Source organism: Primorskyibacter sp. S187A (genome assembly GCF_049800955.1).
Taxonomy (GTDB): Bacteria; Pseudomonadota; Alphaproteobacteria; order Rhodobacterales; family Rhodobacteraceae; genus JAKVBH01.
This window is the reverse complement of the sequence record NZ_JBNAGA010000001.1, coordinates 982,971-996,421: the sequence shown is the minus strand read 5'-3', so window position 1 is coordinate 996,421 and position 13,451 is coordinate 982,971. Positions and strand designations below refer to the sequence as shown.

The following is a 13,451-nucleotide window of genomic DNA, read 5'->3' as shown; positions in this document are numbered from 1 at the left end:
CGATTGCTCCTTGGGGTCGCGCACGCGGCCCCATTTTTTTGTTCATGCGCGCCTTTTGGACGCGCGTCGCGTGCCTTGCGTCTTTCATCTCGCTTTTTCGGTCGAGTTCAGATATTTCATTTTTCAAAATACCTGATTAAGGAAATCAAAATGTCCATGCCGAACATGCATGATGCCGAGGCTATCCCTTCCGCCGCACGGGCCGAGATAGACAGGCTCCTCACTTCCGGTGATCTCTTCCGTTACACGGCGCCCCAAGACGCCCCTGTGGCCCTGTTGGAATCCGAGTTTGCAGAGTTCATGGGCGCGCGCTTCGCTCTGGCGGTCTCCTCCTGTTCGGCGGCCCTTTTTCTCTCGCTCAAGGCTCTTGGCCTGCCGCGGGATGCCCGCGTGTTGATCCCGGCCTTTACCTTCGCCGCGGTGCCCTCCGCGGTGGTTCATGCCGAGTGCATCCCGGTTCTGTGTGACGTGGGCGAGAATTACCGGATCGATTTGGCGGATTTCGAAGCGAAACTGCCCGGCTGCGACGCTGTGATCGTGAGCCATATGCGCGGCCATACATCCGATATGGATGCCATTATGGCGCTATGTGAGGCCGCGAACATTCCCGTCATAGAGGACGCGGCACATTCCCTCGGGACCACATGGCGGGGCCGCAAAATCGGGACGATCGGGCGCGTAGGCTGTTTCAGCTTTCAATCCTACAAGCTGATTAACGCGGGCGAAGGCGGCATTCTGATCACCGATGATGCAGACCTTGTGGCCCGCGCTGTGATCCTTTCGGGCGCATACGAGCACAACTGGAAAAAACATCCCGTTCTGGCGGAGGCTTTCGCGGCCATTCAAAACACATTGCCGCTCTACAATTTGCGCATGTCCAACCTCTCCGCGGCGGTGATCCGCCCGCAATTGCCCGAGGTCGCGCGTCGGGTGCGCGATGGCTTAGCCAATCACAACCGGGTCGCGGAGGTGCTGAATGACAGCCCTTGGTTGACCGTGCCAGAGCCCCTGAAAGGCGAAGACCGCGCACCGGACTCCATCCAGTTCAATCTGGTCGGGATGACCGACGCTCAGGCCCGCGCATTTGCACAGAACGCTCAGTCGATGGGGGTTTCCGTGCAGATTTTTGGATTATCCGACGATAACGCCCGCGCCTTTTGGAACTGGCAATTCCTGCCCGAAGCGCCCGGCCCCCTGCCCGGGACGCGCAATATGCTGATGCGCGCCTGCGACGTTCGCCTGCCCGCACGATTGAGCGCTGCGGAATGTGATCAGGTAAGCCAGGTCCTCATCAAAGCCGCTATTACGACAATGGCAGGACAGGCGTCCGTGGCTGCGGAGTAGCTACTTGTCCAGTTTTGACAACTTGGACTGAAGATCGGCGAGCTGGGCTTTGATATCGCTCAGCTCCTCGGAACTCTCGGGCTCTTCGCGCTCGGTCTCAGAGCTTGCTGAGGGCCAGTTTCCGCCCGTCATCGCTTTGAGAAAGGCTTGCTGCTGGGCGCGCATGGCGTCAAAGCCCGGCATGTTTGCCATGGGGTGCATGGCGCCCATGTTTTCCATCATCTTGGATTGCCCATCGCGGAGCATCTCGAAAGAGGCATGCAGGAACTGCGGCACCACGGATTGCGCCTGGGTCGTGTAGCTGCGGACCAGATCCGTCAAGACGCCCAGCGGCAGGACATTCTCGCCCTTGCTCTCATGCTCGGCAATGATTTGCAGCAGGTATTGGCGCGTCAGGTCATCGCCGGATTTCAGATCCACGATCTGGACCTCGCGGCCTTCACGGATGAAGCCCGCAATATCTTCAAGCGTCACGTAATCAGATGTTTCGGTATTGTAGAGCCTACGGCTCGCGTAACGCTTGATAAGCAGCGTGCCACCTGTTTCGCCCACGTGCTGTCCTCCCGCGAGTTGGCTGGTGCAGAAAGCCTATGCGCTTGGCGCACAAAAGGAAAGCGTTGAAAGCGCTGCGGCGCAGCGTCTCTGCAAAAGGAAAACGGGCCTGGCAAGGCCAGACCCGTTCCCGATGTCGATTTGCGTCTAGGTTGGGAGGAGACGACGCAGATCGTATCGTTCGAGCTTACTTGGCTGCTTTTTTCGCAGCGGCTGTCGCGTCAGCTGTCGCTTTTTTGACGGCGGCAGTTGCTTCTTCGGAGAAGTCTTTGCCAGCTGCCATCATCAGCTCAACTGTGTCCATTTGGACTTTCTTGGCGACTTCAGCGAATGCGGCCATGTTTTCGGCGGCAACTTCAGCTTGTGCGGAAGCGAAATCTGTCATCGCTTTTGCGTAATCTGCAGGCTCTGCCTTGGCTTTGGACATGTCGGCCAGTTTGGCGAGCGTGTCTTTTGTCCACTTGGAGGAAATTTCCGTGGATTTGCCAGCAGCTTCGAGAGCGACAGATGTCAGCTTTTCGTTAAGCGATGCAGTTGTTTTGAATGCGTCTTCCATAGCGGCTGTGTCGACCGGGAATGCACCCATCATGTCTTTCATCATCGCTGTCATGTCTTGCGTTTTAGCCATTGTATCAATCCTTGGTCAGTGAGCGTTCTGCTCTGAAAGTGCGTCCGGGCTCACCCCGTGCTGCATCTGCAAACAATATGCATGCTGCAGCGCGGCATTTCAAGTCTTTTTTTGCTGCAGCGCAGCATAAACCTGAAATGCCCGTCTTATCAGCGTCTTGCCTTGACCATGACGTAAGTCCCGGGCGCATCGCAGAGCGCCTTGTGCGCCGACTCACCCGGAATGCGCGCAGCGACAAGCTTGCCTGAACGTGGCTTGAGCCAGCTTTCCCAACGCGGCCACCAGCTGCCTTTGTTGAACTCGGCGCCCTTGATCCACTCATCGGCCGTCAGCGACATGTCATCGTTCACATAGTGGCCGTACTTCTCTTTGCTGGGCGGATTGACGATGCCTGCGATATGGCCCGATTCAGAGACGATGAAGGACTTGGAACGCGAGCCCATCTTTTGCACGCCACGGTAGCAATCCTTCCAGGCGGCAATGTGATCGGTCTCGGCGACAATCGCGCAGAGCGACACCGTCACGTCTTTGAGATCGAGCACCTCGCCCATCAACTCGAACGTGCCTTCGGAAAACTCGTTGCGCTGACACAGGCCGCGCAGATATTGCATCGCCATTTTGCCCGGCAGGTTCGCCCCGTCGCCATTCCAGTAGAGCAGATCAAACGCGGGAGGCGTCTCGCCCATCATATAGTGCCGGATCGCTGGCATGTAGACGAGATCATTGGAGCGCAGGAAGGAAAATGTCCGCGCCATGATATAGCTGTCGAGAATCCCGCGTTTGTCGATCTCAGCTTCGATCCCATCAATGAAATCGTTCTGAAGAAACGGCGTGAACTCCCCCTGATCCGAAAAATCCGTCAGCGTTGTGAAAAAGGTCGCGGATTTCACGGACGTATCGCCGCGCGCCTTGAGGAGCGCCAGCGTCATCGAGAGCGTGGTGCCCGCAATGCAATAGCCCACGGCGTTGACCTGTTTGGTGCCACAGATCTCCTTGGCCAATTCGATGGCGCGCAGGTAGCCGTCGTTGATGTAGTCTTCCAGACCGGTGTCGGCATAGCTGTCATCGGGGTTGATCCAGCTGACAACGAACAGCGTGTAGCCCTGTTCGACGATCCATTTGATCAAGGAGTTCTTTTCTTTGAGGTCGAGAATGTAGAACTTGTTGATCCACGGCGGGAAGAGCACGATCGGCAGCTCCCGGACCTTTTCGGTCGTCGGGCTGTACTGGATGAGCTCCATCATGTGATTGCGATAGACAACCTTGCCCTCACAGGTGGCGATGTTCTCGCCGATCTTGAAGGCCTGTTCATCGGCCAGCCGCACGATCAGCTCGCCATCATTGGCTTCCAGATCGGCAATCAGGTTTTCCATGCCCTTCACAAGGCTTTCGCCATCGGTCTCGACGGCCTTTTGCAAAGCATCGGGGTTTGTGGCGAGGAAGTTCGTCGGCGCCATCATGTCAACGATCTGCTCCGTGAAATACCGAAGGCGCCGCCGCTCGGTTTCGTCCACGTCATCGATATCCTGCACGGCCTGACGGATGGCCTCGGCGTTGATGAAATACTGCTGCTTGATGTAGTTGAAGTAGGGGTGGCTTTCCCACAATTCGTTGGAGAAGCGGCGATCGGACGGCGTGGGATCTTCGGGGGCCTTCAGCTTGCCCTGCGCGAGGGTCCGCTGTGCCGCGACGAAATGTGTCAGCGTTTTTGACCAATACGACATCTGGTGTTCGATAATCTTGGCCGGATTCTGCATGGCTTCCTGCCAATAGGCGGTTGCTGCACGTGCAAAAAGCTCCGATTCCGGCGCCTGAAGCGCTGTATTTGGCTGGCCCTTCCGGGAAATCGCGCTCGTCAGGCGGCGCGTAAGCTCTTCCATTTTCTCGATATTTTTATCCAAAAGTGCGACTTTTGTATCTGCGTCACTGTCTGTCGTTGTCATGTTGGACTTTCCCACCTATCTTCGCACATGCAAAATACAGTCGTGGCGCCTGGGGGGTCAAAGCGACGAAATGAAGCCCTTGGGCTACAAACGCCCCATATCTCACAAGATCAGGGCCGAGGGACAGGAGACCGTAGATGCGGTACATGATGTCATATGACTGGATGGAGACCGTCCGGAACACCAACCAATGGCTGGGAGCAACAGCGGAAGCCATGGCCTCCTACCCGGCTTTCGCCATGTGGCCCAACCCGGCGCTGTCCTGGATGGCCGCCTGGGGTGAAGTGACGGAGCGCAGCTTTCACCGGATGATTGTGAAGCCGGACTGGGGCATCGACAGCTTCACCTGCGCCGATGGCAAGGACCACATCGTAAATGTGCGCACAGTGGTCGAGAAACCCTTTGGGGATCTGCTTCACTTCGAGGTTTCCGGTCGTCCCGAAGCCCCGCGCAAAGTTTTGCTCGTGGCGCCGATGTCTGGCCACTACGCCACGCTCTTGCGCTCAACGGTAAGGTCCCTGATGCGCGATTGTGAAGTCTATATCACAGACTGGCACAACGCCCGTGACATTCCCGTGTCCGCAGGCAAGTTCGATGTTGAAGACTATACGCTCTACCTCGTTGACTTCATGCGGGAAATGGGCCCTGACACACATGTCATCGCAGTATGCCAACCCGCGCCGCTGACGCTGGCGGCCACGGCCTATCTCGCGGAAGAAGACCCGGCCGCGCAGCCCCGTACCCTCACGCTGATCGGCGGGCCGATTGACCCCGATGCGACGCCCACGGACGTGACCGATTTCGGCCGTCGCGTGACCATGGGACAGCTCGAAGAGACCATGATCCAGCGCGTCGGATTCAAATATGCCGGCGTGGGCCGCAAGGTCTATCCGGGCCTTTTGCAACTCAGCTCTTTCATGTCGATGAATGCAGAGACGCACAGCAAGGCCTTCATGGATCAGATCCAGCGCGTGATCCGGGGGGAAGCCTCCGACAACGACAAACACAACAAGTTCTATGATGAGTATCTCGCTGTCATGGACATGCCTGCCGAGTTTTATCTCTCCACGGTGCAGCGCATTTTCAAAGAGCGCGAAATCGCCCGGAACTGTTTCGTCGTTGATGGCAAAACCGTCGATATCGGCAAGATCACGACCGTCGCCGTCAAGACCGTCGAGGGGTCCAATGATGATATCTCAGCACCGGGCCAGTGCGTCGCAGCGCTTGATCTGCTGACTGGTCTGCCCGATGAGAAAAAGGCGAGCCATCTGGAGCCCGGCGCGGGTCATTACGGGATTTTCGCGGGCAAGAGCTGGCGCAACAATATCCGGCCCCTCGTGCTCGATTTCATCGATGCCAATTCCGAAATGCCCAACGAAGCACGTCAGACGCGCCACAAGCACGTCTCGATTGGTGATCTTGATAACGTCACGCCGATCAAGACAGGGTCCGTGCCCATCTGAGCACGGCCTCCCTGCCCCGTTCGAGGACAGTGCATGCGCTGAGCCTGACCGGCTCAGACCAATGCGGCTTCCGTCTTCGTGTCCCAACCCAGATACATTTGATCGCCCGCATCAATCAGCGGGCGTTTCATCAGGGTCGGATGGGCGCGCAAAAGATCGCCTTTGGGCTTGGCGCGGGCATCTTCCGAAAGCTCTCTCCAGGTCGTGGAGCGCGTATTCACAAGCTTGTCGCCAAACAAAGCCTCCGCGCGTGACAGAACCTCCTCCGGCACCCCTTCTTTCCGCACATCCACAAAGGTCGCCTGCGGCAAAGCCGCCAGCGCGCGGCGGCATGTGCCGCACGTTTTCAGTCCATAAAGCGTCATGATGCCTCCCATTCGCTCGAAATTACGACATATACGACGAAAGTCGGCCTTTGAACCTTGATTTTTGGCCAAACAGCACGATCCTTTATATTGCAGATCACCCGGAGGTTTAGCGCCCTGCCGGTGAGACGCGCGAAAGACCTCGCGACAACCGTGGGGGAAATGGGAGACTGGGTAGAATGCCTACCGGTACTGTAAAGTGGTTCAACACCACAAAAGGCTTCGGCTTTATCGAACCAAGCGAAGGCGGCAAGGACGTCTTTGTGCATATTTCTCAAGTCGAGCGCTCTGGGCTCACGGGCCTTGCCGACAACCAGAAAGTCGAGTTCGAAATGATCGACGGACGAGACGGCCGCCAGATGGCAGCGGATCTGAAGGTCCTCTAGACCTGCTGGAGTTTGACCGCTTCGTTTCGCGCGAAGCGGATCAGATCCTGCATATACGGCTTGCTCGCATCTTCGCGACGCACGGCAGCGTAAAGTCTGCGTGTCAGACCTCCCTCGGTCAGCGGCCGGGTGACATAGTCTGACGAATATTTCACCTCCCTGACGACCCAATCCGGCAGCACGGCCACACCTCTGTTGGAGGCCACGAGCAGCAAGATGACCGCCGTCAACTCGACCTGCCGCACCCCGGCTGGCTCAACCTTCGCAGGTATGAGCAATTGGCTGAAAACATCGAGCCTCTGACGATCCACTGGATAGGTGATCAGCGTTTGGCCCCGGAAATCCTGTGCCGAGACGAATGGCTTGTCGGCCAGAGGATGCTGGCTCGAGGCCACAAAAACCGGCGCGTAATCAAAGAGTTCGATGAAGTCCACGCCGGGGATCTCCTCGGGATCGGATGACACCACCAGATCGACCTCTTCCTTTTGCAACGCAGGCAGCGCATCAAAAGCCAGCCCGGGCCGGATATCGACATCCACATCCCCCCAGCTTTTGCGAAAACGCTCCAGAACAGGAAAGAGCCATTCAAAACAGGCATGGCACTCGATAGCGATGTGCAAACGGCCCGCATGGCCCGCGCGCACGCCAGCAAACTCATCTTGCAAGGCTTGCACTTGCGGCAAAACCTGCTCCGCAAGGCGCAGGAGCCGCAAACCCGCCGCCGACAGTTTCATTGGCTTTGAGCGTCGCACGAAAAGCTCCACCCCGGCCTGATCTTCCAGGCCCTTGATCTGATGGCTGAGGGCGCTTTGCGTGATGTTGAGTTGCTCGGCGGCGCGCGCCACGCCGCCTGCATCGTGAATGGCTTTGATCGTGCGGAGGTGGCGAAACTCGATATGCATGTGCGACTCATGATCCTGATGAGATTTATGAGTTTGTCTCACGTGATCGCCTGTGCAACAAGCCATTACCGACCAAAGGAAGACCAATGCCGACCCCTGCCGTCTCTTTCGAATTCTTCCCCCCGCAATCGCTGGAAGCCTCTTTCCGGCTTTGGGATACAGTGCAAGTGCTGAGCCCGCTGGAGCCGCGCTTCGTCTCTGTGACCTACGGCGCGGGCGGCACGACCCGCGAGCTGACGCGCGATGCTGTCGCCACGATCCATGCGCATTCCGGCCTGCGCACCGCTGCACATCTGACATGCGTGGATGCGACCCGCGACGAGACACTTGCCATCGCCCGGGATTTTGCCAAGGCCGGTGTTCGGGATATCGTGGCGCTCCGGGGGGATCCGCCCAAGGGCACGGCGCGGTTCACGCCCCATCCCGACGGTTTTGCCAATGCCTGCGAATTGATCGAAGGGCTGTCCGCCAGCGGTGACTTTACCATCCGCGTTGGCGCCTACCCCGACGTGCACCCTGAAGCCGCCGACGCACAATCCGACATCCAGTGGCTCAAGGCCAAGCTTGCCGCCGGCGCCTCCGAGGCGTTGACACAGTTCTTCTTTGAACCGGAGACCTTCCTGCGTTTCCGCGATGCCTGTGCCGCCGCTGGCATCCAAGCGCCCATCACGCCCGGCATCCTGCCCATTGAAAATTGGGCCGGTGTGGTGCGGTTTGCCAAGCGCTGCGGCACGCAGGTGCCCGGCTGGATGGTCGAGGCCTTCGAGAAAGCAGAGCGCGATGGCAGGTCTGACTTGCTGGCAACGGCAATTTGCACAGAGCTGTGCGATACCCTTCTGTGTGAGGGCGTCGAGACCTTGCATTTCTACACGCTCAACCGACCGGAATTGACCCGCGACGTCTGCCATGCGCTTGGCGTGGTCCCCAAGGTCAAACTCGAAAACGTGGCTTGAGCCTGCTCCCGCACTGCGCCAGTTTGGCGTCAGAGCGAGGGAGGCATCATGGATAAGGTAGCACTGGTCACGGGAGCCGCGCGCGGGATTGGTCTCGCGACGGTCAAGCTTTTCATGGAAGAGGGCTGGCGCGTTGTGGGCGTGGACCGCGACGCAGAGGCCTTGCGCGATGCGGCGGGCGAGGCAGGCTTCACCCCCATCGTCGCGGATGTCAGTCAACCCGATGCCGTGGCGCGGTTTATGCAAGAAGCCGCAGAGCAGATGGGCCGTATTGATGCGCTCATCAACAACGCGGGCGTGGCCGACTTCGGGCCCATCGAAGAGACGGATTTTGCCCGCTGGCGCCGCGTCATGGAGACCAATCTGGACGGTGTTTTCCTCACCTCCCAAGCCGCGATCCCCCATCTTAAAGCGACCAAAGGCGCAATCGTGAATATCGCGTCCATCTCAGGCTTGCGTGCCTCGACCCTGCGCGTGGCCTACGGCACCTCCAAGGCAGCCGTCATTCAACTGACGCTCCAGCAAGCCGCAGAACTCGGCGAATACGGCATTCGCGCCAATGTCGTGGCGCCCGGCCCCGTGCGCACGAAGCTCGCCATGGCGGTGCACAGTCCCGAGATCATTGCCGCCTACCATGACGCGCTGCCGCTCAATCGCTACGGCACGGAGCGCGAAATTGCGGAAGCCATTTGCTTTCTCGCGTCGGACCGCGCGTCTTTCATCACCGGGCAATGTCTCGCCGCTGATGGTGGTTTTGAAGGGACAGGCATTGGGCTGCCAGCCTTGCGGGGCTGAACCACCGGGCTAGCGCGTGGCGGCGAAGCGCTTGTTTTCCCAGATGCTCAGGGTATCGCTGCCGATTTGACGCTGGTCGCGCAAGTCAAAGCGCGGCGCTTCTGACAGGCGCTCGATGCCAAGCGCGCCGAGGCCCGGTTGGCCCTCCGCGCCGAGCGCCAGACCAGCGGAAAAGACGACAAGCCGGTCGACCAGATCAGCACTCATCAGCGAGGCCGCCAACAGCCCGCCACCTTCACAAAACACCCGGCATATGCCGAGTTCGCCGAGGCACGCGAGCGCTGCGGCCATATCGATCTGCCGTCCGGCCAGCGCAACTTCGTGGGTTTGCGCACCCGCAGCGCGCCAGGCATCTCGCGCGCTTTCTGGCGCATCCTTGCCGTGCAGCAGCCAGACCGGCACCTGTGAGGCCGTGCGCTGCAACAGGCTTGCGTCTGGCAAATCCAGTTTGCGCGAGATCACCACACGTGTCGCCTGATGTGCGATGCCCAAATTGCGTACTGTGAGGGAGGGGTCATCCGCACGCACAGTCCCTGCCCCAACCATGACAGCATCGTGCCGGGCCCGCATCGCATGCACTTCCCGGCGCGCCTGCGGGCCTGTGATCCACTGGCTCTCGCCCGACGCCGTGGCAATCCGCCCGTCAACGGTCAAAGCGAGTTTGAGTGTGACTTCTGGCCGTCCTTGCCTGCGGTTCAGCAGAAAGCCGCGCAAATCCCAGCGCGCCTGCTCCGCCATGAGCCCGGTTTCGACGGATATGCCAGCTGCGCGCAGCATCTCGAAGCCGCGGCCAGACACGCGCCTATCGGGATCTTCAATCGCCGCAACCACGCGCGACACGCCCGCCTCGATCAAGGCCTTCGCGCAGGGGGGGGTTTGGCCCGTATGAGCACATGGCTCCAGAGTGACATATGCGGTGGCGCCCCGGGCCTCTGCCCCGGCTTGCGCCAAGGCCATGGCTTCCGCGTGGGGGCGGCCGCCGGGCTGCGTCCAACCCCGCCCCACCACACGACCATTCCTGACGACGACACAGCCCACAGACGGGTTCGGCGCAGTCTGCCCCAGACCACGCCGCCCAAGGCTCAGAGCATGTACCATGTGGTCTCGATCAGAGACCATCAGCCGCCTTTACCCATCCTTGGGATCATCCGTTTTGGGGCGCAACTCACTGACAAATTTGTCAAAATCGTCAGCCGCCTGGAAATTCTTGTAGACGCTGGCAAAGCGTACATAGGCAACCGTATCGATACGGGCGAGCGCTTCCATCACGATCTCACCGATCTGCTTGGATGGGATATCCGTCTCACCCATGCTCTCAAGTCGACGCACGATGCCCGAGATCATCTGATCCATACGTTCGGGTTCCACCGGGCGCTTCTGAAGCGCGATACGGATCGAGCGCTCAAGCTTGTCGCGGTCAAAATCTTCCCGACGCCCATTCGTTTTGATCACCACGAGATCACGCAGTTGCACGCGCTCATACGTGGTAAAGCGCCCCCCACAGGCCGGGCAAAAACGCCTGCGCCGAATGGAGACGTGATCCTCCGCCGGGCGGGAATCCTTAACTTGTGTATCGATGTTTCCGCAAAACGGGCAGCGCATGGCCAGCCCCCCTTTTTCGTGTTTCTGCCTCAGGTCCGCGCCATCTTTTGGTGACACCAATGGTGCCTCGAGCGCAGTTATCCACAAGGTATAGGCCAGATGGGTGGGTTTGGGTAGGGGGTATTTGTATCATCGCAGATGCTGTGGCAGAGCCTTCCCCGACAGCCGTTTATCCCGCAGAGGGAAACGTCAAAACGGCGCCAAAAGCGGGCTTGATGTCCCATCCCTCGGGGTGGCCCGTCAGCGCAGCAACCGCTTTGATGATACCAGCATGCGTGACCACGACAGCCCCGTCGGGCAAGACGCGCAAGGCGTCAGCAACACGGTCCCGAAGTTCGGCCACGCTCTCGCCGCCATGCGGCTTGGCGTCAAAGAAATCATCGGCCCATTGGTCCAGTTCCTGTCTGGGAATTTCATCCCAAGGCGTCATCTCCCAGCGCCCGAAGTCCATCTCGACTACGGCATCGAGAATCTCATAATTTCCTAACATACCAGAGAGTTGCACGCATCTCTTGAGTGGTGACGTGAAGATCTGTTGACGATTTCCCAACGCAGCGCGGACCGCTTTGACCTCTGCCGCAAAGGTTGTGGCCAGATCCAGATCAGTGCGTCCGTAGCACACCCCCTTGGCGACCTCCGGGGTGGTATGACGCACAAAGGTCAGAGCCATGCGACCACCCCAAGATAGACGCCCAGCTCCGCCATTTGCTGCAATGCCCCGAGGCAGTCGCCCGTAAACCCGTTGAGCTTGCGCAGATAAAGCCGGGACGTGACCCACACGAGGCCGCCTGCGACGAGACCGCCGATCAACCCGGCCAGCCCAAAAGCGAGGCAGAGCAAACCAAGTGCAGAAGCCGCAGTGATTAAAGCAATCACATGGCCCCGGCCCGTCATCTCAGGCGCGGTGAACTTGGCCCCAGCGCTCCGGGCATAGGTCTGTGTGTAGATGGCCCAAACCGGTGCGTAGCGGCTCATCACATGGGCGGCGATCATGGCCAAGGCCGCGTCAGACGGCCCCAGGTCAATGAGCAGCGCCACCTTCAGGGCAAGCACGATGACCAGGGTCAGCACACCAAATGCCCCGATTGCACTGTCGCGCATGATGTCCATAGCGCGCTCTCGGGTGGCGCCGCCGCCAAGCCCGTCCGCCATATCCGCCAGACCATCTTCATGCAGCGCACCCGTGGCCAGAAGGCACGCTGCCACTGCGAGGATGACCGCCACAGCGACCGGCAACACCAGCGACGCAGACCACAGCACCAATGCACCGATGCAGCCGACGACCAGACCCACCAACGGATAGTATTTGCCCGCTTCGGTTTGCCGCTCCGCCGAGAAAGGCACCTCCGGCATGGGCAGGCGCGTCATGAATTGCACTGCAAGTGCAAAGACTTGCAGCTCTCTTTTCATTCTTTTTCTGAGACCCCGGCGTCTGCAAAGGACGCCATCTCGTTGAGCATCGCTGCTGCAGATTTGACCAGCGGCCATGCCAAGGCCCCGCCTGTGCCTTCGCCCAGGCGCAGGCCAAGATGCAACAAAGGCTGCGCATCGAGCCCGGCCAGGATTGCAGCATGTCCGGCTTCAGCGGAGTGATGCGCAAAGACCATGGCCTTGCGCGTCTGCGGGGCGATGCGCGCCGCGATCAGAGCCGCCGCGGAGGCGATGAACCCATCCACGAGGACAATCCGCTTGGCTTCCGCCGCGCCCATCATCGCGCCTGCGATCATGGCGATTTCGAAACCGCCGAATTCTTCGAGGGCCCGCTCTGCCGTCAACGGTCCGGGTACACGGGCAGACGCCCGCTCCAGCACATCCTGCTTATGGGCGAGGCCAGCATCGTCCACACCTGTTCCGCGCCCGACCAGATCGCCAACCGGCAAATCCAGCAGACGATGTGCGATCAATGTAGCGGCAGAGGTATTGCCGATGCCCATTTCGCCAAAAGCCATGGCGTCATATGCGCCGGCGACGCCAAAATCGCGGCCTCTTGCGAGCGCGGATTTACAGGTCTCTGCACTCATGGCCGGCTCCGTCAGCGCAGAGGCCGTGCCCTCCCCCATCGGTGCATCCACCACGCCGGGCATATCAAACGCGCCGCCCATCACGCCGGCATTCACGACCTGAAGATCCATGCCCGTGCTGCGGGTAAAGACATTCGCAGCCGCCCCGCCGCCCGCAAAGTTGAGCACCATTTGCCGCGTCACCTCAGCCGGGAACGCTGAAACGCCCTCGCGCGCGAGCCCGTGATCTGCTGCGAAGATGACCAGCTGGCACGTCTCCATGCGCGGGTTCAGATTGCCTTGAACACGCGCGATCTGCGCGGCAATCTCTTCGATGCGCCCCAAAGCGCCCAACGGCTTGGTCTTAGTATCAATCTTGGCTTGCAGCGCCGCTGCGAAATCCGTGTCGTTTTGCGTGGGGGCGGTGGTGCTCATGGTCTGTCCTGTCTCTCTGGCAAAGGCGCGCTGTCGCGTCGATTCGCGCTTGACCTTCGGTGCGCCTCACAAGAGACAGTCTG

At 59.7% G+C, this 13,451-nt stretch carries 15 protein-coding genes; 5 read left to right on the top strand and 10 right to left on the bottom strand.

The annotated features are described in order from the left end of the window. Nucleotides 1–150 precede the first annotated feature (150 nt). A complete protein-coding gene (locus tag ACP15S_RS05080) occupies nucleotides 151–1,344 on the top strand; it encodes a DegT/DnrJ/EryC1/StrS family aminotransferase (RefSeq protein WP_425038488.1) in 1,194 nt (397 codons plus the stop codon). Here ACP15S_RS05080 and phaR read toward each other — a convergent pair whose 3' ends face one another. The 3 genes from phaR to ACP15S_RS05065 form a co-directional block, all read right to left on the bottom strand. After that, on the bottom strand, nucleotides 1,345–1,896 hold the full coding sequence (gene phaR, locus ACP15S_RS05075) for a polyhydroxyalkanoate synthesis repressor PhaR (protein WP_425038487.1): 552 nt from the start codon (nucleotides 1,894–1,896) through the stop codon (nucleotides 1,345–1,347). 187 nt (nucleotides 1,897–2,083) lie between these two features. Beyond that, nucleotides 2,084–2,524 (bottom strand): phasin, PhaP, encoded by a 441-nt coding sequence (locus ACP15S_RS05070; RefSeq protein WP_425038486.1) that lies wholly within the window; start codon nucleotides 2,522–2,524, stop codon nucleotides 2,084–2,086. A 149-nt stretch (nucleotides 2,525–2,673) separates the two neighbouring features. Continuing rightward, nucleotides 2,674–4,467 (bottom strand): PHA/PHB synthase family protein, encoded by a 1,794-nt coding sequence (locus tag ACP15S_RS05065; RefSeq protein ID WP_425038485.1) that lies wholly within the window; start codon nucleotides 4,465–4,467, stop codon nucleotides 2,674–2,676. 137 nt (nucleotides 4,468–4,604) lie between these two features. On the opposite strand from ACP15S_RS05065, the gene phaZ reads away from it, so the two are divergent. Next, a complete protein-coding gene (gene phaZ, locus ACP15S_RS05060; protein WP_425038484.1) occupies nucleotides 4,605–5,930 on the top strand; it encodes a polyhydroxyalkanoate depolymerase in 1,326 nt (441 codons plus the stop codon). Between the two features lie 53 nt (nucleotides 5,931–5,983). On the opposite strand, the gene ACP15S_RS05055 is transcribed toward phaZ, so the two are convergent. Beyond that, nucleotides 5,984–6,295, bottom strand: coding sequence for an arsenate reductase family protein (locus ACP15S_RS05055; RefSeq protein ID WP_425038483.1), 312 nt, complete (start codon nucleotides 6,293–6,295; stop codon nucleotides 5,984–5,986). Between the two features lie 179 nt (nucleotides 6,296–6,474). On the opposite strand from ACP15S_RS05055, the gene ACP15S_RS05050 reads away from it, so the two are divergent. Continuing rightward, nucleotides 6,475–6,681 (top strand): cold-shock protein, encoded by a 207-nt coding sequence (locus ACP15S_RS05050; protein WP_425038482.1) that lies wholly within the window; start codon nucleotides 6,475–6,477, stop codon nucleotides 6,679–6,681. Here ACP15S_RS05050 and ACP15S_RS05045 read toward each other — a convergent pair. After that, the gene (locus ACP15S_RS05045; RefSeq protein WP_425038481.1) at nucleotides 6,678–7,583 is read right to left on the bottom strand and encodes a LysR family transcriptional regulator; all 906 of its coding nucleotides are present in this window, start codon (nucleotides 7,581–7,583) and stop codon (nucleotides 6,678–6,680) included. The two genes, ACP15S_RS05050 and ACP15S_RS05045, sit on opposite strands and share 4 nt — an antisense overlap. 86 nt (nucleotides 7,584–7,669) lie before the next feature. Here ACP15S_RS05045 and metF point away from each other — a divergent pair, with 86 nt between their 5' ends. Together metF and ACP15S_RS05035 are read left to right on the top strand one after the other, a co-directional pair. Then, a complete protein-coding gene (gene metF, locus ACP15S_RS05040; protein ID WP_425038480.1) occupies nucleotides 7,670–8,536 on the top strand; it encodes a methylenetetrahydrofolate reductase [NAD(P)H] in 867 nt (288 codons plus the stop codon). A 48-nt stretch (nucleotides 8,537–8,584) separates the two neighbouring features. Next, entirely contained in the window at nucleotides 8,585–9,331 is a 747-nt protein-coding gene (locus ACP15S_RS05035; RefSeq protein WP_425038479.1) for an SDR family NAD(P)-dependent oxidoreductase, read from the top strand. A gap of 9 nt (nucleotides 9,332–9,340) precedes the next feature. Here the strand turns inward: ACP15S_RS05035 and ribD are convergent, their stop codons facing one another. The 5 genes from ribD to cobT all read right to left on the bottom strand — a co-directional run bounded on the left by ribD (nucleotide 9,341) and on the right by cobT (nucleotide 13,368). Then, a complete protein-coding gene (gene ribD, locus ACP15S_RS05030; RefSeq protein ID WP_425038478.1) occupies nucleotides 9,341–10,450 on the bottom strand; it encodes a bifunctional diaminohydroxyphosphoribosylaminopyrimidine deaminase/5-amino-6-(5-phosphoribosylamino)uracil reductase RibD in 1,110 nt (369 codons plus the stop codon). Nucleotides 10,451–10,459: 9 nt separating this feature from the next. After that, the gene (gene nrdR, locus ACP15S_RS05025) at nucleotides 10,460–10,933 is read right to left on the bottom strand and encodes a transcriptional regulator NrdR (RefSeq protein WP_425039657.1); all 474 of its coding nucleotides are present in this window, start codon (nucleotides 10,931–10,933) and stop codon (nucleotides 10,460–10,462) included. Between the two features lie 169 nt (nucleotides 10,934–11,102). Next, nucleotides 11,103–11,603 (bottom strand): histidine phosphatase family protein, encoded by a 501-nt coding sequence (locus tag ACP15S_RS05020; protein WP_425038477.1) that lies wholly within the window; start codon nucleotides 11,601–11,603, stop codon nucleotides 11,103–11,105. Then, nucleotides 11,594–12,343 carry an adenosylcobinamide-GDP ribazoletransferase gene (locus ACP15S_RS05015; protein ID WP_425038476.1) on the bottom strand — a complete coding sequence of 250 codons (750 nt, stop codon included), beginning with the start codon at nucleotides 12,341–12,343 and terminating at the stop codon, nucleotides 11,594–11,596. Before ACP15S_RS05015 ends, ACP15S_RS05020 begins: the two co-directional genes overlap by 10 nt. Continuing rightward, nucleotides 12,340–13,368 (bottom strand): nicotinate-nucleotide--dimethylbenzimidazole phosphoribosyltransferase, encoded by a 1,029-nt coding sequence (gene cobT / locus ACP15S_RS05010; RefSeq protein WP_425038475.1) that lies wholly within the window; start codon nucleotides 13,366–13,368, stop codon nucleotides 12,340–12,342. The genes ACP15S_RS05015 and cobT overlap by 4 nt, the downstream gene beginning before the upstream one ends. Between the last annotated feature and the right edge of the window lie 83 nt (nucleotides 13,369–13,451).